Source organism: Pseudomonas sp. 1L-B-1-E-C1 (assembly GCF_057291835.1).
This window is the reverse complement of the sequence record NZ_JBXAWN010000007.1, coordinates 148057-171161: the sequence shown is the minus strand read 5'-3', so window position 1 is coordinate 171161 and position 23105 is coordinate 148057. Positions and strand designations below refer to the sequence as shown.

16 protein-coding genes are annotated in these 23105 nt (G+C 60.0%); 11 read left to right on the top strand and 5 right to left on the bottom strand.

Features of this window, described 5'->3' with window-relative positions; genetic code table 11:
* Positions 1 to 37: 37 nt before the first annotated feature.
* From AC0Z4S_RS14110 to gpgF, 4 genes are all read left to right on the top strand, one after another.
* On the top strand, positions 38 to 802 hold the full coding sequence (locus AC0Z4S_RS14110; RefSeq protein ID WP_425375757.1) for a methyl-accepting chemotaxis protein: 765 nt from the start codon (positions 38 to 40) through the stop codon (positions 800 to 802).
* A gap of 174 nt (positions 803 to 976) precedes the next feature.
* Positions 977 to 2089: an N-acetylglucosaminyl phosphatidylglycerol synthase gene (gpgS, locus tag AC0Z4S_RS14105; protein ID WP_485623453.1), complete on the top strand. Its 1113-nt coding sequence runs from the start codon at positions 977 to 979 to the stop codon at positions 2087 to 2089.
* A complete protein-coding gene (gene gpgD, locus AC0Z4S_RS14100; protein ID WP_485623451.1) occupies positions 2082 to 2852 on the top strand; it encodes an N-acetylglucosaminyl phosphatidylglycerol deacetylase in 771 nt (256 codons plus the stop codon). The genes gpgS and gpgD overlap by 8 nt, the downstream gene beginning before the upstream one ends.
* Positions 2849 to 3844 (top strand): glucosaminyl phosphatidylglycerol flippase, encoded by a 996-nt coding sequence (gpgF, locus tag AC0Z4S_RS14095; protein ID WP_471877995.1) that lies wholly within the window; start codon positions 2849 to 2851, stop codon positions 3842 to 3844. The genes gpgD and gpgF overlap by 4 nt, the downstream gene beginning before the upstream one ends.
* Before the next feature lie 74 nt (positions 3845 to 3918).
* On the opposite strand, the gene AC0Z4S_RS14090 is transcribed toward gpgF, so the two are convergent.
* Entirely contained in the window at positions 3919 to 4095 is a 177-nt protein-coding gene (locus tag AC0Z4S_RS14090; protein WP_485623450.1) for a hypothetical protein, read from the bottom strand.
* 81 nt (positions 4096 to 4176) lie between these two features.
* Positions 4177 to 5025: a formyltetrahydrofolate deformylase gene (gene purU / locus AC0Z4S_RS14085; RefSeq protein WP_016773477.1), complete on the bottom strand. Its 849-nt coding sequence runs from the start codon at positions 5023 to 5025 to the stop codon at positions 4177 to 4179.
* A gap of 336 nt (positions 5026 to 5361) precedes the next feature.
* Between purU and mvaT the strand changes: the two genes are divergently transcribed.
* On the top strand, positions 5362 to 5739 hold the full coding sequence (mvaT, locus tag AC0Z4S_RS14080) for a histone-like nucleoid-structuring protein MvaT (protein ID WP_016773476.1): 378 nt from the start codon (positions 5362 to 5364) through the stop codon (positions 5737 to 5739).
* 98 nt (positions 5740 to 5837) lie between these two features.
* Here mvaT and sbcB read toward each other — a convergent pair whose 3' ends face one another.
* The gene (gene sbcB / locus AC0Z4S_RS14075) at positions 5838 to 7268 is read right to left on the bottom strand and encodes an exodeoxyribonuclease I (protein WP_485623448.1); all 1431 of its coding nucleotides are present in this window, start codon (positions 7266 to 7268) and stop codon (positions 5838 to 5840) included.
* A 267-nt stretch (positions 7269 to 7535) separates the two neighbouring features.
* On the opposite strand from sbcB, the gene AC0Z4S_RS14070 reads away from it, so the two are divergent.
* The 6 genes from AC0Z4S_RS14070 to AC0Z4S_RS14045 are packed head-to-tail and all read left to right on the top strand — an operon-like array spanning position 7536 to position 14237.
* A complete protein-coding gene (locus AC0Z4S_RS14070; protein ID WP_485623447.1) occupies positions 7536 to 8252 on the top strand; it encodes an RDD family protein in 717 nt (238 codons plus the stop codon).
* Positions 8249 to 9226 carry a stage II sporulation protein M gene (locus tag AC0Z4S_RS14065; protein WP_485623446.1) on the top strand — a complete coding sequence of 326 codons (978 nt, stop codon included), beginning with the start codon at positions 8249 to 8251 and terminating at the stop codon, positions 9224 to 9226. Before AC0Z4S_RS14070 ends, AC0Z4S_RS14065 begins: the two co-directional genes overlap by 4 nt.
* Positions 9213 to 10751: a DUF4129 domain-containing protein gene (locus tag AC0Z4S_RS14060; RefSeq protein WP_485623445.1), complete on the top strand. Its 1539-nt coding sequence runs from the start codon at positions 9213 to 9215 to the stop codon at positions 10749 to 10751. The genes AC0Z4S_RS14065 and AC0Z4S_RS14060 overlap by 14 nt, the downstream gene beginning before the upstream one ends.
* Positions 10748 to 11911, top strand: coding sequence for a DUF4350 domain-containing protein (locus tag AC0Z4S_RS14055; RefSeq protein ID WP_485623443.1), 1164 nt, complete (start codon positions 10748 to 10750; stop codon positions 11909 to 11911). The genes AC0Z4S_RS14060 and AC0Z4S_RS14055 overlap by 4 nt, the downstream gene beginning before the upstream one ends.
* A complete protein-coding gene (locus AC0Z4S_RS14050) occupies positions 11908 to 12909 on the top strand; it encodes an AAA family ATPase (RefSeq protein ID WP_485623441.1) in 1002 nt (333 codons plus the stop codon). The genes AC0Z4S_RS14055 and AC0Z4S_RS14050 overlap by 4 nt, the downstream gene beginning before the upstream one ends.
* The gene (locus AC0Z4S_RS14045) at positions 12906 to 14237 is read left to right on the top strand and encodes a DUF58 domain-containing protein (protein WP_485623440.1); all 1332 of its coding nucleotides are present in this window, start codon (positions 12906 to 12908) and stop codon (positions 14235 to 14237) included. The genes AC0Z4S_RS14050 and AC0Z4S_RS14045 overlap by 4 nt, the downstream gene beginning before the upstream one ends.
* Positions 14238 to 14292: 55 nt before the next feature.
* Here AC0Z4S_RS14045 and AC0Z4S_RS14040 read toward each other — a convergent pair whose 3' ends face one another.
* Complete coding sequence (locus AC0Z4S_RS14040; protein ID WP_485623439.1) at positions 14293 to 19002, bottom strand: Ig-like domain-containing protein; 4710 nt, start codon at positions 19000 to 19002, stop codon at positions 14293 to 14295.
* Positions 18995 to 23080 (bottom strand): Tc toxin subunit A-related protein, encoded by a 4086-nt coding sequence (locus tag AC0Z4S_RS14035; RefSeq protein WP_485623438.1) that lies wholly within the window; start codon positions 23078 to 23080, stop codon positions 18995 to 18997. The genes AC0Z4S_RS14040 and AC0Z4S_RS14035 overlap by 8 nt, the downstream gene beginning before the upstream one ends.
* Between the last annotated feature and the right edge of the window lie 25 nt (positions 23081 to 23105).

Genomic DNA, 23105 nt, shown 5'->3' with positions numbered 1-23105 from the left:
GGTCGCCCTGCGCGTCGTTGCAGCGTCGAACTCGTCGATGTACAACTCCGACCAGCAAGCTTCGCGCACCAGCAGCGTTGCTGCCGCGATCAATCAGCTCGGCGCCGCCGCGCAGGAAATTGCCCGCAATGCCGCACAGGCTTCGAATCAGGCCAGTGACGCCCGGGGTCTGGCCGAGGATGGCCAGCAAGTGGTCGAGCGCAGCATCAAGGCGATGAATCAATTGTCGAGCATGCTCAGCGCGTCGAGCACCAACATCGAGTCGCTGAACAGCAAGACCGTCAACATCGGCCAGATTCTCGAAGTGATCACCAGCATTTCCCAGCAGACCAACCTGTTGGCGCTGAACGCGGCGATCGAAGCGGCGCGCGCCGGTGAGGCCGGTCGTGGTTTTGCCGTGGTGGCCGACGAAGTGCGCAACCTCGCGCACCGCACCCAGGAATCGGCCCAACAGGTGCAGACCATGATCGAGGAGCTGCAAGTCGGCGCCCGGGAATCGGTGAGCACCATGAGCGACAGTCAGCGCCACAGCCAGGACAGCGTCGAGATCGCCAACCTCGCTGGCGAACGCCTGAACAGCGTGACCCTGCGCATTGGCGAGATCGACGGGATGAACCAGTCGGTGGCGACCGCGACCGAGGAGCAGACTGCGGTGGTCGAGTCGATCAATGTCGATATCACCGAGATCAATACGCTGAACCAGGAAGGTGTCGAAAACCTGCAAGCGACCTTGCGTGCGTGCTCGGATCTGGAGCAGCAGGCTTCGCGTCTCAAGCAACTGGTAGGCAGCTTCAGGATTTAAGATCAAAAGATCGCGGCCTTCGGCAGCTCCTACAGGGGAAACGCATTCCAATTGTAGGAGCTGCCGAAGGCTGCGATCTTTTTGCATGTGCCCCGCACCGCGCAATCCCGACCGAACATCTATTCTGGATAACGGTCAACCAAGGGAGAACAACACAGCGGAGGGTTGCTCACCGTGCATATCGCCGACATCACCATGTTCTACGCCCCGGCCAGCGGAGGCGTACGGACTTATCTGGATGCCAAACACCGTCGCCTCGGCGACCGCAACGCCATTCGTCACAGCCTGCTGATCCCCGGCGCACGACTGGGTGAACATGACGGCATTTACACGGTTCCAGCGCCCGCGCTGCCCTTCGGCAAAGGCTATCGCTTCCCGCTGCGCCTGGCGCCATGGCGAAATGTTCTGCAGGATTTGCAGCCGGACCTGATCGAAGTTGGCGATCCCTACCTCACCGCATGGGCGGCGCTGGATGCGCGGCGGCAGCTGGATGTGCCGGTGATCGGCTTTTATCACTCGGATCTGCCGCTGCTGGCGGGTAATCGCATGGGCCATTGGGTCACGCCGAATGTCGAGGCCTACGTCACCCGTCTCTATGGCAATTTCGACCGCGTGCTTGCGCCGAGCCAGGTCATGGCCGACAAGCTCACGGCGCTTGGCGTGCGTAATGTCTATGTACAACCGCTAGGGGTGGATTTGCATACCTTCCATCCCGACGCCCGCGACCCCGGCCTGCGGGCCGAACTGGGCATTGCCGAAGACACCCGCCTGCTGATCTTCGCCGGGCGCGGGTCCAAGGAGAAAAACCTGCCGGTACTGCTCAAGTGCATGCAACGCCTTGGTCCGCGTTATCACTTGCTGCTGGTCGGCTCGTCGATGCCCGCAGCGGTGCCGGACAACGTCAGTGTCATCGACGAATTTTGCCCGGCGCCAAAAGTCGGGCGGCTGATGGCCAGCGCCGATGCGCTGCTGCATGCCGGTGATCAGGAAACTTTCGGTCTGGTCATTCTTGAAGCCATGGCTTGTGGCATTCCAGTGGTGGCAGTCGCGGCCGGTGCGTTTGAAGAGATCGTCAATGACTCCTGCGGTCTGCTCTGTGCACCGAATAATCCGCAGGCCATGGCCAACGCCGTGCGCGAGCTGTTCAGTCGCGGCTGTGATCGGCTCGGCCGTCAGGCGCGCCAGCATGTCGAACGGCATTACGCCTGGGATACCGTAGTCGACAGCCTGCTCAGCCACTACCACGCCGTGCTCGGCCATACGCTGCCACGGGTGGCCAATGGTTGAGCCAATGAAAACGGTTTGTCTGGTATTGCATGATGTGGCGCCTACGACCTGGGGTGATTACCAGCCCTTCGTCGAGGCCGTCGATGCCTTGGGCAATGTGCCGATGACATGGCTGGTGGTGCCGGACTTCCATCGCCACGATGCGCTTGATGCCAACCCGGCATTTCGCCGAGTGCTCGATGCCCGGGTCGCCCGAGGCGATGAACTGGCGCTGCACGGTTATTACCATGACGACCAGGAACCCATGTCGCACAACCCGCGCGACTGGTTCATGCGCCGGGTCTACACCCATGAAGGTGAGTTCTATCGGCTGTCCCGCGAAGCAGCCCTCGCCCGCCTGCACGCCGGGCTGGAAATTTTTCAGCGCTACGACTGGCCAGTGCACGGCTTCGTCGCCCCGGCGTGGCTGATGAGCGACGGCACCCGTCAGGCCTTGCGCGAATTGCCGCTCAGTTACACCAGCGATCCGCAGCATCTTTATCGCTTGCCCGACTTTAGCGCCGTAGATGCACCGGGACTGGTGTGGAGTGCGCGCAGTGCCTGGCGGCGCGGCTTGTCGAAAATCGTCAGCGACCAGCGTGAACAGCGCTGGCGCGAAGCCCCGGTGATTCGCCTGGGTCTGCATCCGGTCGACATGCGCCATCGTTTCTCTCGAGATTATTGGTTACGCACGCTGGAACGCCTGCTGGCGGACGGACGCGTGCCGCTGACCAAGATCGACTGGCTCGCCCGACAGCACGGTCAACTGGAACGCGCAGCATGAAGCGCAGCCTGCTGTTGCTGATTGGTCTGCTCGCAGCAGTGCTGATTCCTGTGCTGCTCGGCGGCGGCGAAACCTGGTCGCGTTTGCGCGCTTTCCCGCTGAACTGGCTGTTGATCATGTTCGGCATGATTCTGCTGTGCTGGGGCATCAATACCCTGCGCCTGCGTTTGCTGCTCGGCGATCAGCGTGAAAAGGTCGCACCGTTGAAAAGCCTCGGTGTGGTGATGGCGGCCGAGTTCGCCTACTGCGCTACGCCCGGGGGCAGCGGCGGGCCGCTGACCATCATGGCCTTGCTGGCCCGGTGCGGCGTGCGTCCGGCGCGGGGCAGCGCGGTGTTTGCCATGGACCAACTCAGCGATCTGTTGTTCTTTCTCTGCGCGCTGAGTGGGATTCTGATCTACGCGCTGTTCCAGCACCTGAGCGATCGCCTCGAGTGGCTACTGACAGTCAGCGCCGTTTCGCTGTTCGGCGGCTTGTTCAGTTGCGTATTGATTGCGCGCTATCACCGAGCGTTGATTCGCCTGAGCGGTCGGGTATTGGCAGGAATGAACGTCACGGCGCGCACTCGCAGGCGCTGGGCGCGCAAGTTGCTGCACTTTCTCGCGGCGTTTACCGATACCTTGAAGTTGCCCTGGCAGACGCTGGTTCAGGTGTTCGCCTTGACTTGTTTGCACTGGCTGCTGCGTTACAGCGTGTTGTATCTGGCTCTGCGCGGGCTCGGTGCCGACTTGCAGTGGGCATGGAGTTTTCTGGTGCAGATGCTCTCGCTGGGCGCCGGCCAGTTCAGTCTGTTACCCGGCGGCGCAGGGGCGGCGGAATTGACTTCTGCTGCGCTCCTCGCACCGATGGTGGGCAAATCCACCGCAGCGGCGGCGATCCTGATCTGGCGAGTGGTGACGTATTACTTCTATCTGCTGGTCGGCGGCCCTGTGTTCGTGTTGATGCTGGGCAAGCCGTTGCTGAAGAAGCTGATGAAAGTGCGCCAAGCCTGAAGATCGCAGCCTTCGGCAGCTCCTACATTGAAACGCGATTCTCTCTGTAGGAGCTGCCGAAGGCTGCGATCTTTTCAGGCATTACCCGTTTCATCGTCCGACTCTGTTTTCACCTGTTCCCAAAGCTCGGCGGCGCCGGGGAATTCGGTGCCGTCCTCAGCGCTCATGTCGTCGGGGTCGTAGCGACTCAGGCAACCTTCGCCGAGGGTGGCGGGCGCTTTTGATGTGGCTTTGTCCAGTGGATCGTTCATGGCTTTTCCTCGGACTCAAATGACAAGGGCCTGAGCGATTCAACGCCCAAGCCCTTGGTTTTTCAAGCATGCAGTGCTCGATCAGAACACAACTGTCTTGTTGCCGTGCACCAGCACACGGTCTTCGAGGTGATAACGCAGGCCGCGGGCCAACACCATCTTCTCGACGTCACGGCCGAAACGCACCATGTCTTCGATGCTGTCGCTGTGGCTGACACGCACCACGTCCTGCTCGATGATCGGGCCGGCGTCCAACTCTTCGGTCACGTAGTGGCAGGTCGCGCCGATCAGTTTGACGCCGCGCAGGGACGCCTGGTGGTACGGCTTGGCGCCGACAAACGAAGGCAGGAAGCTGTGGTGAATGTTGATGACCTTGTGCGCATATTCGCGGCACATGTCCGGCGGCAGGATCTGCATGTAGCGCGCCAGCACCACCACTTCGGCGTCGTGCTGTTTGACCAGGCGCGACACTTCGTCGAATGCAGGCTGCTTGTCCTGCGGATTGACCGGCACGTGGTAGTAAGGAATGCCGTGCCACTCGACCATGCTACGCAGGTCGTCGTGGTTGGAAATCACGCAGGAGATTTCGCAATCCAGTTCGTCGCTGTGCCAGCGGTGCAGCAGGTCGGCCAGGCAGTGCGATTCGCGGCTGGCCATCAGCACTACGCGTTTCTTCTGCTCGGTGTCGGTGATGCGCCAGTCCATCGAGAACTCTTCGGCGATCGGCGCGAACTTCTCGCGCAATTCTTCGATACCGAACGGCAGCGAATCGGCACGAATTTCGTGACGCATGAAGAACCAGCCCACTTGATTGTCAGAGTGGTGGCTCGCTTCGGTGATCCAGCCGTTATGAGAGGCCAGAAAATTACTGACTTTGGCAACGATGCCAACGCGGTCCGGGCAAGATATCACCAGCCGAAAAGTGCGCATGAGGGGGAAACTCCAGAACTTCACAAAGGCCGCCATTCTAGCGACTGTGCAGGAAAACTGCAGTACGCATGCGCGCCGCTCGCAACGAAGCCTGGCGAAACGACTTTCTGACGCGGGTCTTCGTCAAGACCGTGACGCTTTAGCGAGGCTTTTGTCAGACAACTGTAAATATCTGTGCTGACTGCATCACATTATTTAACTGAACATTCAATTGGCGGCTAATTCCTGTAACTCATTTAAATAAAAAGCCGATCTAAATGTTTACTTGATGAAACAGCCTGACTATTATTGCGGCACTGTCCCCTGTCATTCAGCATTCTACAAAAGGTAGTACTCATGTCCTTGATCAACGAATATCGCGCCACCGAAGAAGCCATCAAAGAGCTGCAAGCCCGTCTGAAAAACCTGTCGGAAGACGACAAACTGCAAGCCGAGCTGGAATTCGAAGGCAAACTGCGCACGCTGATGGGTGAATACTCCAAGTCGCTGCGTGACATCATCGCGCTGCTGGATCCGGAAGCCAAATCCAAGGCCCCACGTGGCGGCGCAGTGAAAACTACCGGCACCAAACGTGCACGCAAAGTTAAGCAATACAAAAACCCGCACAACGGTGAAGTCATCGAAACCAAAGGTGGCAACCACAAGACTCTGAAAGAGTGGAAAGCCAAGTGGGGCGGCGACGTGGTTGAAGGCTGGGCTACCCTGCTGGGCTAAGCCGCAACATCTTCGCCGAGCGATCCGCGAACAAAAAAACGCCAGCTTGCGCTGGCGTTTTTTTTATGCCCGTCAATTATTTCCGGGCATGTTCAATTTCACAGATTCAAACGTTTGCGTAATGCCTGGACATAGTTCTGCCAGTCATTGAGCACGTCTCTCTGCATTGGCGTCGCACTAAGCGACCATTGCTCGGCTGCCTCGATAAATGCCTGCACGGTATTCGGCGCACCTGCCTCGGGTTGCGTGAGACGCTGCTGACAAAATAATTTCCAGCGCTCCTGCTCGGCAACATCCAGGGTGTCCGGAAAGTTGCGTGCTCGATATCGAAAAAGTAATTCGGGCAAACGTTCATCATCGAAAGGCCACTGCTCTTGCGCTAATTGCGCAGGATCCGCCATTCGAACTTGCTCACATAGACGGCGGTCGCGATCACCGATAAAACCATCGTACAACTGCTGCTCGGGATCTTCGCTGGGTGTGAAATCTTCGCTGGCATAAATCGCCGCGATTTTATCTTTCCAGACTTGTTGTGCGTCAGTTAGTCGCAGTGCCCGCTCCTGATAAAGCGCCATATCCAGCCCAAGGCGTTGCTGATCTTCTGCGCGCAATACCGCCAGCGGCGCTACAACCGGACAACGATTGATGTGAATCAGCTTGAGCGGCACCGGCAACTCACCTTCCTCCAACTCATCGCGGCGGGTATACAGCCGCTGGCGCAGGACTTGCGCGTCCAGGTCCAGCAGCCCCTGTGGATCGAGATGCAAGTCACAGACGATCAAGGCGTTGCGGTTCTTCGGGTGCCAGGCCAGCGGCAGGACCACGCCGACATAACTGCGCGCCGCCGAGAAACGCCCGGACACATGCACCAGCGGTTGCAGCAGACGAATCTGATCCAGCACTTTCTGCTTGCTGCGCAACTGGAACAGCCACTCGTAGAGCCTGGGCTGTTTCTCGCGAATCAGCCGCGCCAGTGCGATGGTGGCGCGCACGTCCGACAGCGCCTCGTGGGCATGGCCGTGATCGATATTATTGGCCGCCGTGAGACGCTCGAGCTTGAGGGTCACGCGGCCCTCATCATCCGTCGGCCAGACCAGACCGTCGGGACGCAATGCGTAAGCGGCGCGCACCACATCGATCAGATCCCAGCGACTGTTGCCGCCCTGCCACTCCCGCGCATAGGGGTCGAAGAAGTTGCGATACAGGCTGTAGCGGGTCATTTCATCGTCGAAACGCAAGGTGTTGTAACCGGCGCCACACGTGCCCGGTGCGGCCAGTTGCGCATGCACGCGAGTCATGAAATCGGCTTCGCTCAGGCCCTTTTCGGCGAGCTGGCCGGGGGTGATGCCGGTGATCGCACAGGCGGCCGGGTGCGGGAGGATGTCTTCGCTGGGCTGGCAGTAGAGATTGACCGGCTCGTCGATTTCGTTGAGCGCATGGTCAGTACGAATCCCGGCGACTTGCAGCGGACGGTCGTTGCGCGGATTGATGCCAGTGGTTTCGTAGTCGTACCAGAAGATTGAAGTCACGGGCGAATCCTGAACAGAAGATCGGCGAAGTCTAGGCGCTCCAGGGTTGCCACGGCCAGCCTCGTCGCCCTCGAACAGCAATTTCTCCAAATTCCTACAGGTGAATCGCATTTTCCCTGTGGGAGCGAGCCTGCTCGCGAAAGCTTTCTGTCTGTTGCAAATGGACTGACTGATCCACCGCATTCGCGAGCAGGCTCGCTCCCACACCCGAGAGGCTGCTAGCATCAGGCGCAATTGCACTCTGAACAGGCGAACATCAGGTAACCCATGCTCGAGCCCACAGCACCGCCAAGGAAAGCACCGCTGGATACGCGGCATCAGGTCGAAACGCCGGAAGGTATCGACCTGCCCTTGCGCCCTGCCGGGTTGATGGTGCGCGCCGTGGCGTTTGGCATCGATCTGGGCATCCGCGGCCTGATTCTCGGCGTGCTGTTTATCGCATTGGCATTTCTCGGCAAGCTCGGTATGGGCCTCGGTTCTTTGCTGCTGTTCGCCATCAGCTGGTGGTACATGGTGCTGTTCGAAGTGCTGCGCCAGGGCCGCTCGCCGGGTAAACAATGGCTGGGCTTGCGCGTCGTCCATGACGACGGCACGCCGATCGGCTGGTCGGCCTCGCTATTGCGTAACCTGCTGCGTTTTGTCGATCTGCTGCCCTTCGGCTATTTCCTCGGTGCAGTCAGTTGCCTGCAACACCCGACCTTCAAACGCCTCGGCGACATTGCCGCCGGCACACTGGTGGTCTACAGCGAACGCCCGCTCAGTCGCCCGCAATTGCCTGAGGCCGAACCTCGCCGCTGCCCTGTCGCTCTCACGCTCAGCGAACAACGCGCGCTACTCGGTTTCGCCGAGCGTCAGGCCGAGCTATCGCCGGCACGGGTCAATGAGCTGGCAGCGTTGCTGGCGCAGCCGCTGCATATTTCCGCGCCCAAAGCCGTGTCCGAACTCAACGGTATCGCGCGCGGCCTGCTGGGGCCGACCCCATGAAGCAGAGCCTGTTCGAAACCCGCCACAAGGCCGAATGGGAGCGCTTCGCCCTGGCGCTGGAACGCCTCGAACACGGCAAGGACACCTCGCAAGTAGCGGCTTTTCCCAAGGCCTATCGACGTCTTTGCCAACATCTGGCTCTGGCCCAGGAGCGCGGCTACAGCAGTTTTCTGATCGACTCATTGCAGCAGCAGGTATTGCGCGGCCATCAACAGCTGTACCGGCAGCGCAGTCGCCTCGGCGCGCAAATCATCAGTTTCATCCTCGCCGACTTCCCGCGACTGGTGCGCGAAGAGTGGCGCTTCGTTGCGGTCGCCAGCCTGCTGTTCTTCGTCAGCCTGATCGGTTTTGGCGTGCTGGTTTATCTGTTCCCGGAACTGATCTACAACCTGATCCCGGCCGAACAGGTGCGCGAGATGCAAGGCATGTACGACCCCGTTGCCGGCCACCTCGGACGCTCGGCGGAACGGGCAGCCAGCGAAGACTGGGTAATGTTCGGCTATTACGTGATGCACAACACGGGCATCGCCTTTCAAACGTTCGCCAGCGGTTTGCTGATGGGCGTGGGCAGCGGTTTTTTCCTGCTTTACAACGGCATGATCATCGGCGCGGTGGCCGGGCATCTCAGCGAGATCGGTTTCGGCCAGACCTTCTGGTCGTTCGTGATCGGTCACGGTGCGTTCGAACTGACCGCCATTGCCCTCGCCGGCGCGGCGGGCCTCAAGCTGGGCTGGGCGCTGATCGCCCCCGGACGTCTGACATGGGGCGAGGCGCTGCGTCTGGCCGCGCGAAAAAGCGTGTTGCTGGTGTGCGGGGTGATGCTGTTCCTGCTGATCGCAGCATTCATCGAGGCTTACTGGTCGTCGAAAACCAGCGTCACGCCGCTGACCAAATACGCAGTCGGCGCCGCGCTGTGGCTGGCCGTCGCGGTTTATCTGCTGTTTGCCGGAAGGATCCGCCATGCGCCTGAGTGATGCCAGCGTGGTGATTCGCCCGCGCACGACCTGGGAAGCCATGGACCTCGGCGTACTGATGAGCCAGCAACATCGGCGTCTGCTGATGACCAGTTGGGCCATCGTCACCCTGCCGCTGTTCGCCCTGCTCAGCCTGTTGCTGTGGGATTCACCGTCGCTGGCGGTGTTCATTTTCTGGTGGCTGAAACCAGCATATGAACGCCTGCCGTTGTACATCCTCTCCAAAGCACTGTTCGGTGAAACGCCGACGCTCAAGCAGGCATTGCGTGAATGGCCGCGCCTGCTAAGGCCGCAGTTGCTGGCCAGTCTGACCTGGCGACGGCTGAGCCTGAGTCGCAGCTTTGTGCTGCCGGTGACGCAACTCGAAGGCCTCGACGGCGAGGCCAGACAACAACGTCTGCAGGTACTGTTGCAGCGCAACGGCGGCGCCGCGCAGTGGTTGACGATTATCGGCGTGCATCTGGAAACCGCGCTGTGGATTGGTCTGATGGTGTTGTTTTACATACTCCTGCCGCAGCAGATCGAAACCGATTGGGACTGGCAGTCGCTGCTGCTCGCGGCCGATCAGGACTGGCGCTGGCTGGAACACCTGACCAACGCTTTCTATGCGCTGATCCTGGTGGTCTGGGAGCCGGTGTATGTTGCCTGCGGCTTCAGCCTCTACCTCAACCGGCGCACGCAACTGGAAGCCTGGGACATCGAGCTGGTGTTCCGCCGTTTGCGTCAGCGCTTGAACAACGGCGTGCTCGGTGTACTGCTGGCCGCATGCCTGCTGCTGCCGAACCTGCAACCGGTATGGGCGGCTAATACGCCGGACGCGCCACGACTGCTCAATCAACCGCTGACCAGTCAGGCCTCGCACGACAGCATCCAGTCGCTGCTCGAACAACCGCCGTTCAAGAACAAAGAGAGCGTCACCCGCTATCGCTTCGGCGATGACCCGGCGAGTCCGGCCGAGGACAAGCAGACAGGTGAGGCACCGCAATGGCTGAAGACCCTGCTCGGCTGGCTCGATGGTCGGCACCTCGATAGCCTCGCCAGCGTGATTGAAGTGCTGCTGTGGGGAACGTTGATCGCCGCGCTGGGCTGGCTGCTCTGGCGTTATCGCGAATTTCTCCAGGCCTTTGTCAGCCGCCGACCGAACCTGCCATCGCGCAGCAAACGTCCGGCGGCGCCACAAGTTTTCGGCCTCGATCTGAACCTTGAAACCTTGCCTGATGACATCGCCGCCAGCGCCGAACAGCTGTGGCTCAGCGAACCTCGTGCCGCGCTGGGCCTGCTCTATCGCGGGCTGCTGAGCCATCTGCTGCACGATTTCGATCTGACGCTGAAAGCCGCCGACACCGAGAGCCAGATCCTCGAACGCATCGAACAATTGCAACGCCCGAACCTGCTCGCCTACAGCCGCAACCTCACTGTTCACTGGCAGAACATGGCCTACGGGCACCGGATTCCACCCGCTCATTTGCAAGCGGAATTGTGCGACGGCTGGCGTACATTGTTTGCCAAAGGTGCTGCGCATTGAACCGGCGCATCGGCTGGTCGATCGGTGCGCTGGCGCTGTTGCTGCTCGGCGGCTTGAGCCTTTTTCTGTTTCTCAAAGCCCGGCCATATCAGGAAGTTATCGATCACGGCCCCTCGCCCACCGCGCAAGCCAACCCGTATCTGGCGGCGGAAATATTTCTGCGCGAACGCGGCCTCGTGGTCACCCACGCCGAGACCCTGGCGGTGCTGCCACAGATCGATCCGCACGGTAATACTCTGTTGTTGTTCGGCGAGCGCGCGCGGATGACGCCGCGAGAAGTCGATCAGGTGTTGAACTGGACTCGCGCCGGCGGGCGCTTGGTGTTTGTCGCCGAGTCGCTGTGGGATGCGCGAAGTCAACAAAGCAACGATCTGCTGCTCGATCGAGTGCAACTGCACCAGTCGCTAAGCAAGGACCTGAAAGATCCTCCTGAGGCAGTGGAAAAGGATCGTTTCCCGAAACTGACCAAGCTGTATCTGGAAGACGAAGACGCGCCGGCCTACGCCGGGTTCGACACCGACTTCCACCTCGACGACCCGAACAACGTAGCCCAAGCCTGGGCCAACAGCGCCAAAGCCACGCACATGATGCAACGGGTGTACGGCCTCGGCACGGTCACCGTGGTCACCGATGCCGAGCTGTGGAAAACCCCGGCCATCGGCCAATACGATAACGCCTGGCTGCTCTGGTACCTGAGCGCCGACACCGACGTCACGCTGATTTACAACACGGCGCACGATGGTCTGTGGACGCTGCTATGGCGCTACTTTCCACAGGCCATCGTCGCCCTGCTCGCCTTGGTCGGCCTGTGGCTGTGGCACGCTGGCGTACGCCATGGCCCGCTGCAGCTGCCCGCCCCGAGCGGACGCCGGCAATTGCAGGAACACCTGCGCGCCAGTGCCGATTTCCTGCTGCGCCACAACGGCCAGCAGGCGCTGCTGCAAGCACTGCAACAGGACGTGCTGCGCCGCGCCCGCCGCCGCCATCCCGGTTTCGATCAACTGAACGTTGCCGAACAATGGCTGGCGTTGTCGCGCCTGACCCGGCAACCCACCCGCGCCATCAGCCAGGCCCTGAGCCCACGAGCGAAGCAGCGTTTATCCAGCGCCGAATTCAGCCGGCAGGTCGCTCACCTGCAAACCTTGAGGAACGCGTTATGACTGAACAGATCGAGCCCGGCAGCGCCACGCATACCGCTCAGCAACGCCAGCGTGCCAGCCAGTTGGCGCAGGCGGTGCGCAACGAATTGAAAAAAGCGCTGATCGGCCAGGACGCGGTGGTCGACGACGTGCTGACCGCGCTGATTGCCGGCGGCCACGTGTTGCTCGAAGGCGTGCCCGGTCTGGGCAAGACCTTGCTGGTGCGGGCACTGGCGCGTTGCTTTGGCGGTGAGTTTGCACGCATCCAGTTCACCCCGGACCTGATGCCCAGCGACGTGACCGGCCATGCCGTGTATGACTTGCAGACCGAACAGTTCAAGCTGCGCAAAGGCCCGTTGTTCACCAACCTGCTGCTGGCCGATGAGATCAACCGCGCCCCGGCAAAAACCCAGGCAGCGCTGCTCGAAGCGATGCAGGAGCGTCAGGTCACGCTCGAAGGTCGCGCCCTGCCGATCGCGCAACCGTTCATGGTCTTGGCCACACAGAATCCGATCGAGCAGGAAGGCACCTATCCGCTGCCGGAAGCCGAACTCGACCGTTTCATGCTCAAGGTGCGCATGGATTATCCCGATGCCGATCAGGAACTGAACATGGTCCGTCAGGTGTGTCGCTCGAGCCGCGCCGACATGCTCGATGTGCAACCGCTGCGCACGGTATTGCAGGCCAGGGACGTGCAAGCCCTGCAACGGATTGCCAGTGACTTGCCGCTGGACGATCAGGTGCTCGATTACGCCGTGCGCCTGGCGCGCGGCACGCGCACCTGGCCGGGGCTGACCCTGGGCGCCGGCCCCCGTGCCTCGATTGCCCTGGTGCGTTGCGCCCGCGCCCGCGCCTTGTTGCGTGGTGGCGAGTTCGTGATTCCCGACGACATCAAGGGTTGCGCGCTGGCCGTGCTGCGTCATCGCGTGCGCATTGCTCCGGAGCTGGATATCGAGGGTCTGCAGGTCGATCAGGTGCTCGCGCAATTGCTCGATCAAGTGCCGGCGCCGCGCCTGTGAAACCCTCGCGGCTGCTGTTGAACTGGCTGGCCCTGCTGCTGGTCGTCAGCATTGTACTCGGTGCCCTTCAAGCACTCGGCAGAGAGCTTCCGTCGAGCCTGATTTCGATCAATTGGGGTTTGCTCCTGGCTCTGTTGGCGTTGGCCGTGATTGATGCGCTGCGCCTCAGACGCCTGCCCTCGCCGCACATCAAGCGGCAGATGCCAGGCAGTCTGGCACTTGGGCGTTGGGCAGAGGTGCAACTGGACATTGCGCATGACTTCGCCGATACGCTGCAAATCAGTCTTTTCGACCACGTTCCCGACGGCCTCGCGTTTGAACATCTGCCATGGGCCGTCGAGCTTCAACCCGGCCATTCGAGCCAGATCCGCTACCGTCTGCGCCCGGCCAAACGCGGGCATTTGCGCTTTGAACACTGCGAAGTCAACATGCCGAGCCCTCTGGGCTTATGGTCAGGCAAACGCCTGCTCAGCGTCAGCGACGAGACCCGCGTCTACCCGGATTTCGCCCGGTTCTACGGCGGTGAGCTGTTGGCCGTGGACAACTGGCTCAGCCAGCTCGGTGTGCGTCAGCGCCAGCGGCGCGGTCAGGGCCTGGAATTCCATCAACTGCGCGAATTCCGTGAGGGCGACAGCCTGCGTCAGATCGACTGGAAAGCCACCGCCCGTCAACGCACGCCGATTGCCCGCGAGTATCAGGATGAGCGCGACCAGCAAATCATTTTCCTGCTCGACTGCGGCCGTCGCATGCGCAGCCAGGACGATGAACTCTCGCATTTCGACCACGCGCTCAATGCCTGCCTGCTGCTCAGCTACGTGGCCCTGCGCCAGGGCGATGCGGTGGGCCTGAGTACCTTCGCCGGCGACACGCGGCGCCATCTGGCGCCGGTCAAAGGCGCTGGGCAATTGAACGTATTGCTCAACGCGGTTTATGACCTCGACAGCACACAACGCCCGGCCGATTACCAGGCCGCCGCCAATCAACTGCTGAGTCGCCAGAAACGCCGTGCCCTGGTGGTGCTGGTGACTAACTTGCGTGATGAAGACGATGAAGAATTGCTGAGCGCGGTCAAGCGTCTGAGCGCACAACATCGGGTATTGGTCGCCAGTCTGCGCGAAGAAACCCTCGACACCCTGCGCAATACAACGGTGCAGACATTGCCCGAGGCACTCGCTTACTGCGCGACAGTGAATTACCTGAATGAGCGCGCAGAACTCCATGAGCGGTTGAGTGCTCATGGAGTTTCGGTGATGGATGTCCGGCCAGCGGAGTTCGGGGCAGAACTGGTAGCGCGATATCTGGCGTTGAAGAGTGCCGGAGGGTTTTAACGCCTTCTCCGGCTGGAACAGGCGCGGCTTCATTAGCAAGAGCAACAACTTGCAATCAGACAGTGCTGCCGTCGTAGTGATTGTAAATTTTCAGATCGGCAGTTACGCCCCTGTGCGTATTGACAACTGCTTCGCCGGAGTGACCGGTTGTCAAGTAGTAGATCTCGCTTGAATCGGAATGCTGAACCGAGACTCGAACACCCGGCGCAAGCTGCTTCGTCATTTTGGAGGTCGCCCGAATGCCATTTTGGGTCATTATTTCCCCGGTCCCCATCTCAATGTCTCGCTCCCAGCGTTCTGCTGTCACCCAGTTATGCGCCAGGCGCATGGCCGTAGGCAAAATCAGCCATTGATCATTACGCGTCGTCAGCGTCAGGGCAAACGAGCCATCGCCGATGCTTTCTCGACAATCGATAGTCCACGATAACCACTCCTGTCCGAGTTGATACTCCTGTTCAATGTCAGGAGTTATTTTCACTCCAAGACTCTCAGCGCTCGCGCCTTGCCATCCCAGCCTTATATAAGCCCCCATCAGCGGACTGCCTTGTTTTGCCCGCAATCTGATCACATGCAACCCGCCATGACAGGGATACGACGTGTCATGCCCAAAGACTTTGGCGAAACTGTCGAATTTCATGTCCAGCTCTGCCTCGACATCGAACAATTGTCCAGGCAACAATCGGTCCGGAATGCTTGGACTGGTGAACTTCAAAGTGAAGTCGCCATTGCGCCATGGGCCTTCGTTATTGACGGACCACCGAATGGGTTCATCGTTTACCGGGCGCAAGGTGTCAAGATCCGGATCAAACGTCAGCCCGAGCGCCTGCGCCCCGGACGAGTCTTCAAGTGCCACCTCAGCCCAAGGTTTCAGCCAACTGTGCGGCCTTACCCTTAATTCGAGGTCGTAAGCGGTTGCATGAGACAGCAGCAGCTTCCCGTCAACAAGGCTCACCTCTTTGCCATCGAGCCAAAGCGTGAACTCCTGCATCCAGGTATCCGAGTTTGCAATCGCGCTGAAAATCATCGAATTGAACTCCCATCCCGCGTAACCGCCCTTCACAGAGGCAAGCAACCAACCCTCCTTGATCGGAGGAAGCCTGAACGTGACCTCGGCCTTGCCGGTGCCATCTGTTTTCGTCGGGGCGATCTTGATCCCCGGATAGTCCCACTCCACCTCGACATCCACCAACGGCTCAGCGGTTCTGGCGGAAACCACAATGACCTGTGCGCTGACTTCTTGCCCCGGATATCCTGTCGGATCAGGACTGATCAACGATTGGATCTTGCGAGGCTCATGCAGGAAAAACGGCAATGCCATCGAATCCGAATGCAGTGCGCCCCCCACCGATACGGTCAGCTCCTGCGTTCCAGGTGTAGTCGGTACAAATTCAACCTTCGCCACCCCGTAGAAGTTGGTGATCGATGTCACCACACCTAGGTCAGGACTGCGCCAGGTCACGGCGACTGCCACCATTGGCTTGCCGCTGATCGACGAGATGACCGTCACCTGCTCAGTCACGGCATCGCCCCAGAGCAACGCCTGGTTGACCCGCTGGCGTTCAGCGATCTTCACCACCTGTTCGCCCTGCCCCACCGACATGGCGTTCACGGGGGACAGGCTGGCCAGCCGGGCGGAGGCAAAACGCATTCCGAAATTGCCGTCGCTGAGGTCGTCCACCCAGAACCTGTAGATCTGCCCTATGTCTGGCAACAATCTGGGGGCGCCAGGCTTCGGTTCCTCGAAGCGTATGCCGAGTGTTGCAGGTCGGTTCCCCGTCACGCCCATGGTGAAGAGCTGATCCAGCAAGACACTGCCTTCTGGCGCTCGCACGTGCAGTCGATGCTGCCCATTGCGTCGCGGGAAAAACGTTCGTTCGCCCAATAGCTGCTCCGGCTGATCGTCGAAACTGACCATCACGCCCTTCCACGGATCGCTGGCCAGCGCTTTGATCGGCATTGCACGACAATCTTCGTAGCCGTCATAACGACTGAGTACCGACGCAGTTACCGACTGCTCGCCGTCAATCTCCGGCCTGAAGCCAAAACCGCTCCAGCCATCGACGGTGGTCGGGATTGCTCGCGGGTTTTCCTCGATGTACCAGTTCACCGGTGCCTGATCCACAGGGCGGTTGGTGTAATGCGAGTACACCTGCACCCACATCCACGCCGGCGCCTGGCCAATGACCGGATCGACCGCCGACTCGCGGCAGTCCTCAAATCTGACTTTGTTGTGAGCCAGCGTCATCGGCTTGGCAATCGCCGTGAAATTCAACTGAGGCAAAGCGAGGGTCAGGGCAAATTCGCCCGGTGCTTCACTGCCGGTGAAGTCCAGCGTCCAGATCGCGCCGCCGTCGTCCAGCGTCTGCGCATGATCGAGCGGCGGGGCGACGGTCGCGCCCAATGAGTCGGCCGATGTGCCCGACCAGATCAGAGATGCCTCAAGCCCCACCAACGGACTCAGTACATGAGGTAAAACCTTGAAGCGGTGAACAGCCCCCAGGCACGGATAGAGCCCGCCATCATCCAGGTTCGATGACACCTGATCGAGCATCAGCGTGAGTTCCTCGGTCAGATCCGCAGACACCAGGCGTCCTGCCAATTCGCGAACCTCTGCTACGCCGTCAAGGCGCAGTTCCAGCTCGAACAGGCTGCTGTGGCTGGTGCCGCTGTCGGAGCCCAATTCCCATTGCACCCCTGCCGACGTCAATTGCCTGGGCTCTCCCAGTCCTTCAGGCACCAATCCGATATCAGGATCAACGCCGCGCCAGTGCAGGCTGATATTGCCCCCGATCCAGTCACTGCCCTCAACAGGTTCGACTTTCAGGGTGTGAGTCTGCCCGCGTCGACAGAGCACCCCCAATGTATTGCGTAGGACTTCTGCGTCGTCGAGCCAGATCCTGACATGATTTTTCCAGGGGTTCGTGGCAACGGCGTTGACGGTGAAGGAGTACTCGACCCCGCGATCTTCCGGGTACGCCCTGAGGCGCGCCGTGATTGACTTTTCCCCGGCCGTTTCCGGCCTATAGTGAAAACCGGACCAGCCGCCCGATCCAGTGACAACGTGAACCGGTTCACCATCAGGAGTAATCCATTCGACCAACACATTGCTGACCGGATCACCATCGCCGCTGACCACTTCATGCACCGCTTGCACGCGCAGCAGCACACTCTCTGCTTCGTCGACGATCGGATATTTGTTGGCCTCCCGCACCTCCCCCACCCTGATCCGATTGCGCGCCAGTGACATGGGTTTGACCGGGGACGGCAACAACAGCCTGGAGCAGCCCAATGACAGGCCAAATTGCCCGTCGACCCGGTCCTCGCTCGTCAGCGTCCAGTGGATATCGCTCCCATCGAACCGCACCGGCTCCTCGAGCGCCGGACTGACCTTGACCCCTAATTGCTCGTGGCCGACGCCGCTCCAGTGCAGCGACAGATCAGTGCCCCGCAACGGGCTGTCGTCGGGCAGGCGCACGATGACCGGGTACACGGTGCCCCGGTCGGGATAACCGGTCACGCTCCACTGCGTTACTTCTTCTCCGACGACGGCACGCAGATCGTTCCACGGATCAGTCGCCAACACATTGACCGTGAATTCATGCGTTACTTTGCCACTGGCGTAATAAGGGCTTTCGACCGATGCCGTGATGACAACCTCACCCGCTCTTTGCGGTTCAAAATCAAAATAAACCCAGCCTTGCTCGTTGGTGACGCTGGCGCCAATCACACGTTGCCCGGGAGCCGTCCAGTTCACTGTCCGGCCATCCAGCGCCTCGCTGGTGTAGAACGAAATGACTTGCACCCCGAGCGGGACACTTTGTTTATATTCGAGCACCGGGTCATAAGCTGCTGCCAGCACCTCGCGAAAAGCCAGACGATGGTGCCCCAATGACACGTCAATCGCATAAGGCTCAGCGTTGAACTGGTTGAGCAGACTGATCGAGAACTCATAGCTGTTCGCGTCGCCGATCACCGGGCAGTCGAGCGTCCATTCTGATGACAGCGGTCCATCGACCTCCCATTCAGGGTCAGCCTTGACCGCTTCCTGCGGGTTGCCAAGGGCGGTCAAAGCGATGTTCGTACCGAGCCAGGCGTTGTCGTCCAGGGGCATGAAAGACAGCTCGTGCGCCATGTAGAGGGGGTCGCTCTGATTGCCGCCAACAGATGCGCCCAGGCACAGATGCAACGTTTGGCCAGGTGCCAGAACTTCCTCGTCCAGATACAAATGCTGGAGTTGCAGCGGGGCAAGTTTCAGTTGAAGGTCGATGTGCGTGATAAGCACCATCGAGCGATTGTCGCCGGCATGGGTCGGAACACCACTGACTTCGAAGCTCAACGAGTCGCCACTTTCAAACACCAGATCGTCCAGCGATTGTCGATAGGCAATCGGCAGGAAATCCAGCGGCTGCTGCGTGCCGAGGCGACTTTGATCGTCCTCCGGGTTGCGCACGAGTTCGATGTCCATTAACACATCGCTCCCCTTGAGGATACGCAACCGGCCCGGTTCGCCTGACCATGAAACCCCGGGCCGCAGCTCGCAAAGGAAGTTCAGTTCATAGCTTGCGGTGGCGTCAGGCGTTTTCGGGACGGTAACGTCCTGTGAAGCCGAGGCACCGACCCCCACTTTCATGAACCTGGTGAACTCACTTCCATAGAGTTCCTCCCCCAGGCCCACGACTCCTTTGCGAATCCAGCCATTGAGCTTGTCATTGAAGTCGCCATTTTGGATCAGACTCTTGTTCGCCTGGATGATCGGCTCATTCATGGTTGCCTGCTCCTTGGATTGGCTTTTTCAGCCGGGCGTTTTCAGCCTCGGTGACCATGTCCTGGACTTTCAGGATGAACGTCGGCTCGCCGGCCCTGGCGGTGTAGCTGATGCGCATGGTGATGTCGGTCAATGACTGAAGCATGGCGGATTGCGGTTGTTTACCGGGCCACGGAAAAATCAATCTCCACCGGGAGGCCAGACCGGTGCATGCGAACGGGGCGTGCAGTCCCTCATCGGCTTTCATGTTCGTCAAGCCGTTATCGGCGATCCCGACCGACAATGCTATTTGCTGAGCGCTGCGCATGTTGAACAGCACCTCAAGTGGCGCCGCCCCGCCAGGGTTGTGCATGTACTTGACGGACTCGGGGGTTGGCCGGGTCGCCGTCATACTGCTGATTTGCTGCAGGATCGCTCGCACATTCTCATTGGGGCCGGTCAGGACCGGCAGATCGATCTCCACCGAACTGATCTGCCGGCAGAAATGTCCCGGATAATCACGATCGAACAGCAACTGGGAGAGGTTGAATTCCAATATCCCCGTGGTTTGCAATTGCTCCAAGGCCTCCGCCCAGTCGGCAACGCCCACCCGGGAATCCGGCTCATCCTCGAACAACCGTCGCAGGGAGATGGTTTTGACCAGTTCCAGCCGCCGCTCGTGGCGTTGCAGGTATTCACGCTCCAGGCGCAGCAGATACCCGCGCAACTGCTCACCGGCCGTCAGGCCATGACGGTGGTCGAGCCAGACCTGGGGCAAGGGGATTTGCGTATCGTAATCGCCGGTTTCGGCGGCCAGCGAAGCCTGGGCGCTGAGGCACAGGCTGATGACTGCATCGTAGGCCTGATAATGCAGTGCCTTGAGCTGACCGAGCATCCAGCTGAACAGTTCGGCATTGCTCGCGCGTTTTTTCAGGTAGTTGTAGACCGTCAATGCCTGACTGTTGGCCCTCAGGGTCTGTGCAAGGTTGGCGCGTGCCGCAGCGAGCGCGTGTCTCAGCGCAGCTATCTGCTCTTCGATCGCAAGCGCCTCCAGATCTGCCTGATCGCGCTGCAGCGCCCATTCTCCTCGGCGCCGACGGTAAGCTTCGGTCGTTGCCTGGCTGTCGGCGTCGATCTGCGTACTCAACGAAGAAAGCTCCATGATTTTAGCCAGTGCATCAACCGCATGTTCCGGTTCGGAGCCACCATTGGACGTGCCGAATATGTTCGGGAATGCCGCAACGATGCCCGCGACGGTTCTGAAGCCCTGGGCGTGCAGCGCGATTGTTTTCGACTGTTTCAGCTTCGACATGACCTCATATTCATCCTGCGAAACGTTTTGCTTGTGAAGTTCTGCGTAAGTACTGGCCCGATCCCGCGCCATGGCGCGGCTTTGCTCCAGCGCTGCCAGATTCGCCTCCAACTGGGAGATCGACTGGTCCTGCACCGTCTCGGCGTAGTGGCCCAATTCCACCAGATGGCTTTGCTGCAATTCCTCCTGCTCGGCGCGATCACGGCGCTCCAGCAGACTGAGCACCTGACTGCCGTAATCCTGCAGCGCCTGCACAGCCCGCAGCGCGACTTCGAACGTCACGCGCCAGCGGAATGCATTGACCACCATTCGCCCACCCATCGGTCTCGGCCCGGCTACACCGCCGGACGCCAGGTCACGCAGCAATCGATCCGGATCCGTCGCCGGGCTGAATAACGCGTTATCCATAGGCTTGCCATCGATGGTGAGGTAATTGCGCAGGTTGTCCAGCCGTTGTCCCGGCAGGGCAAACAGGTCGAGCAGCCTCTGATTGATGGGAATTTCAAACGGCGGGCACGCCAACCGCCCAAGCATCGGTGGGGTATCGGAGGCGAACGGGTAATGCGCCAGGCTGAAATTCAGGGTCTGTGCAAGAGCTTCGAGCCGGGGCCGCGTAGAGCCCTTGGCCAACAGGTTGGCGACCGTGTCGGTTTGCCAGCGGCTCCTCGTGTCGGCCGTTGGTGGCTCGCCCATCAGAAATTCGGCCTGGACGTAGCACAGCTTGGCGGCCACCAGACTGTCACGGGTAAGTTGCCGGTAATACCAGTCGCCCCAGGTCATCAGGTTTTTCACATAATCGGTGAACACCAGAATCTGCAAGTGCGCCGGCGCTGCGTAACCAATGGCATCCGGATCCGTGGGGTTCTGGCTTTCACATCCCGGATCGCCTGGAACCTTGATGACATTCAAAGGCCGGCAACGCCACCACGCCGGCTTCGGGTTGGCGTGGTCTGGCACTTCGGGGGCCTGCGGATCGAACAGGTAATGCAGCCAGTTTTGTGCCTCGCGGAAACGTTCTTCATCGCGCAAACGCGTGGCCATCAAATGCGGCAAATGGAAAAACAGCTCCCAGAAATACAGGCCATTGGCTCCATTGAAAGCGCCATTGGGCTCAACCAACGCCCCGCCGGCGGGCGGCGGCTCCGCAATGAACTGAGTGTCCCAGTCCAGCACGGCATCCACGGAAATATTCGAACGCTGCACCAGTTCCGGGCCAAACAATGAATTGAGCCGGACGAATTTCACTTCCAGGTCAGGTTGATTGAAGGACAGAAACTGTGCCGCATCGCCAGCGTTTTTATGCAAAGTTGGAGGGGGGGGGAGGTCCATGACGTTGACAATCGTCAGGTCAAACCGCATGTCGCCCCCATAGGCGGAGGGAGTGCCCAGAGAAAACGTGGTCGGTTTAGGCCATGTACCTTTGTCTCGGCTGGATTCCCACGATTGGGTAACCCAACCACCCGCCTCATCAAGCATTTCTTCTATCGGAGCCGGATCCTCACCGGCAGCCCCCTCAATTCCCAGCTTCATATTCACCAGAGCGCTGGACCGTCCCGTAGGCCTGCAATACCCCTGCACCGTCAGGTAATCCTTTTCTCCCACCCGCAACGCCGTTGCGCGCAGCTCCAGATAGTCGATCAGGTAACCGGGTGTCTGCACACGGGACACAACAGTCACCTGACTGCTAAGTGGGTGCTGAACCGTTTCCTTGCTGACGAATCGGTGTTCCAACGCCAGATCCAGCCACGCCCCGCCGTCTCCGGGGAGGGCGCGCATCAACACGTCGTAAACCGCATGCACCTTCAGGTCGGGAGAATCTGCAGGCTCGAACCTGCCCCACAGTAAAATCCCGAGCATGCCCTTGGGGTTCTGGTTGTCGGTGCGCACACTTGCGATCAGTCGGGCGCCCGGCAAAATGTCTTTATCGTGCTCCGAACTGTGCACGCACAGCGGCGCCGACCATTGGCCGTTCTGCGTCATGAACGCCAGGTTGATGTCCAGTTTGAAGGGGATCCGTTCGGTGGCAGTTTTAGTCCCGACCTCGGTACGCCATTCCGCCCAGACCAGACACAACCGGCCATTCCAGAATACCGGGCGGATATCCAGCACCTCGTTGGCAGCGGGAATGTCCACGGCCTGCCATTCACTCCATGCCGCCGGATTGACCGTCTCATTCGTGCCGCCCAGCTCAATCTCGGCCTTGCGCCAGAAGTACTGGAACGGTTGCACCCGCTGTCGCCCGACAAAATAATAATCGGCTCTGGCAGGCGTCACGCCATCCATGTAGCAACTGATCACATCCAGATCGCAGATTTGCTCGAAGGCCTGCAGGTAGTCCTGCAGCGCTGACTGCACGGACTCAGTGCTCAAGCGCGTCTGGTTGAGGTTGTTCTCGAGTTTTTTGAACAGGCTGGTCTTGCGCAAACGCACAAAGGGATTGATGTAGTTTTCCGGGTAGCACGAAATCAACTGCACCGCAGCCCAGTCCGGGTAGTTGTTGTACAACTCCCATTCGAGCAGGTGACGCTTGTCGAACTCCTGGTTTTCAAAGCCGGGTTCCAGTTTGCGGTATACGGCATGGATGTAGTGCTGCAAGCAACTGATCGCTTCGGCTATCCAGGAGCTCTGGACTCTGGAGGTGTCGAGCGGATCCATGCGCAGCAGTTCGAACAGGTCGGCCGCGGTTTTCAAAAACGGGTACTTCGCCGTGGCCGCTTGGCCAATGCAGTATTCGAGCAGCGCCGCGCGACGTTTTTCCTTCAGCGCGTCAATGTGACTCGATGCCATGATCTTGCTCCTTGGGGCCCGGGGA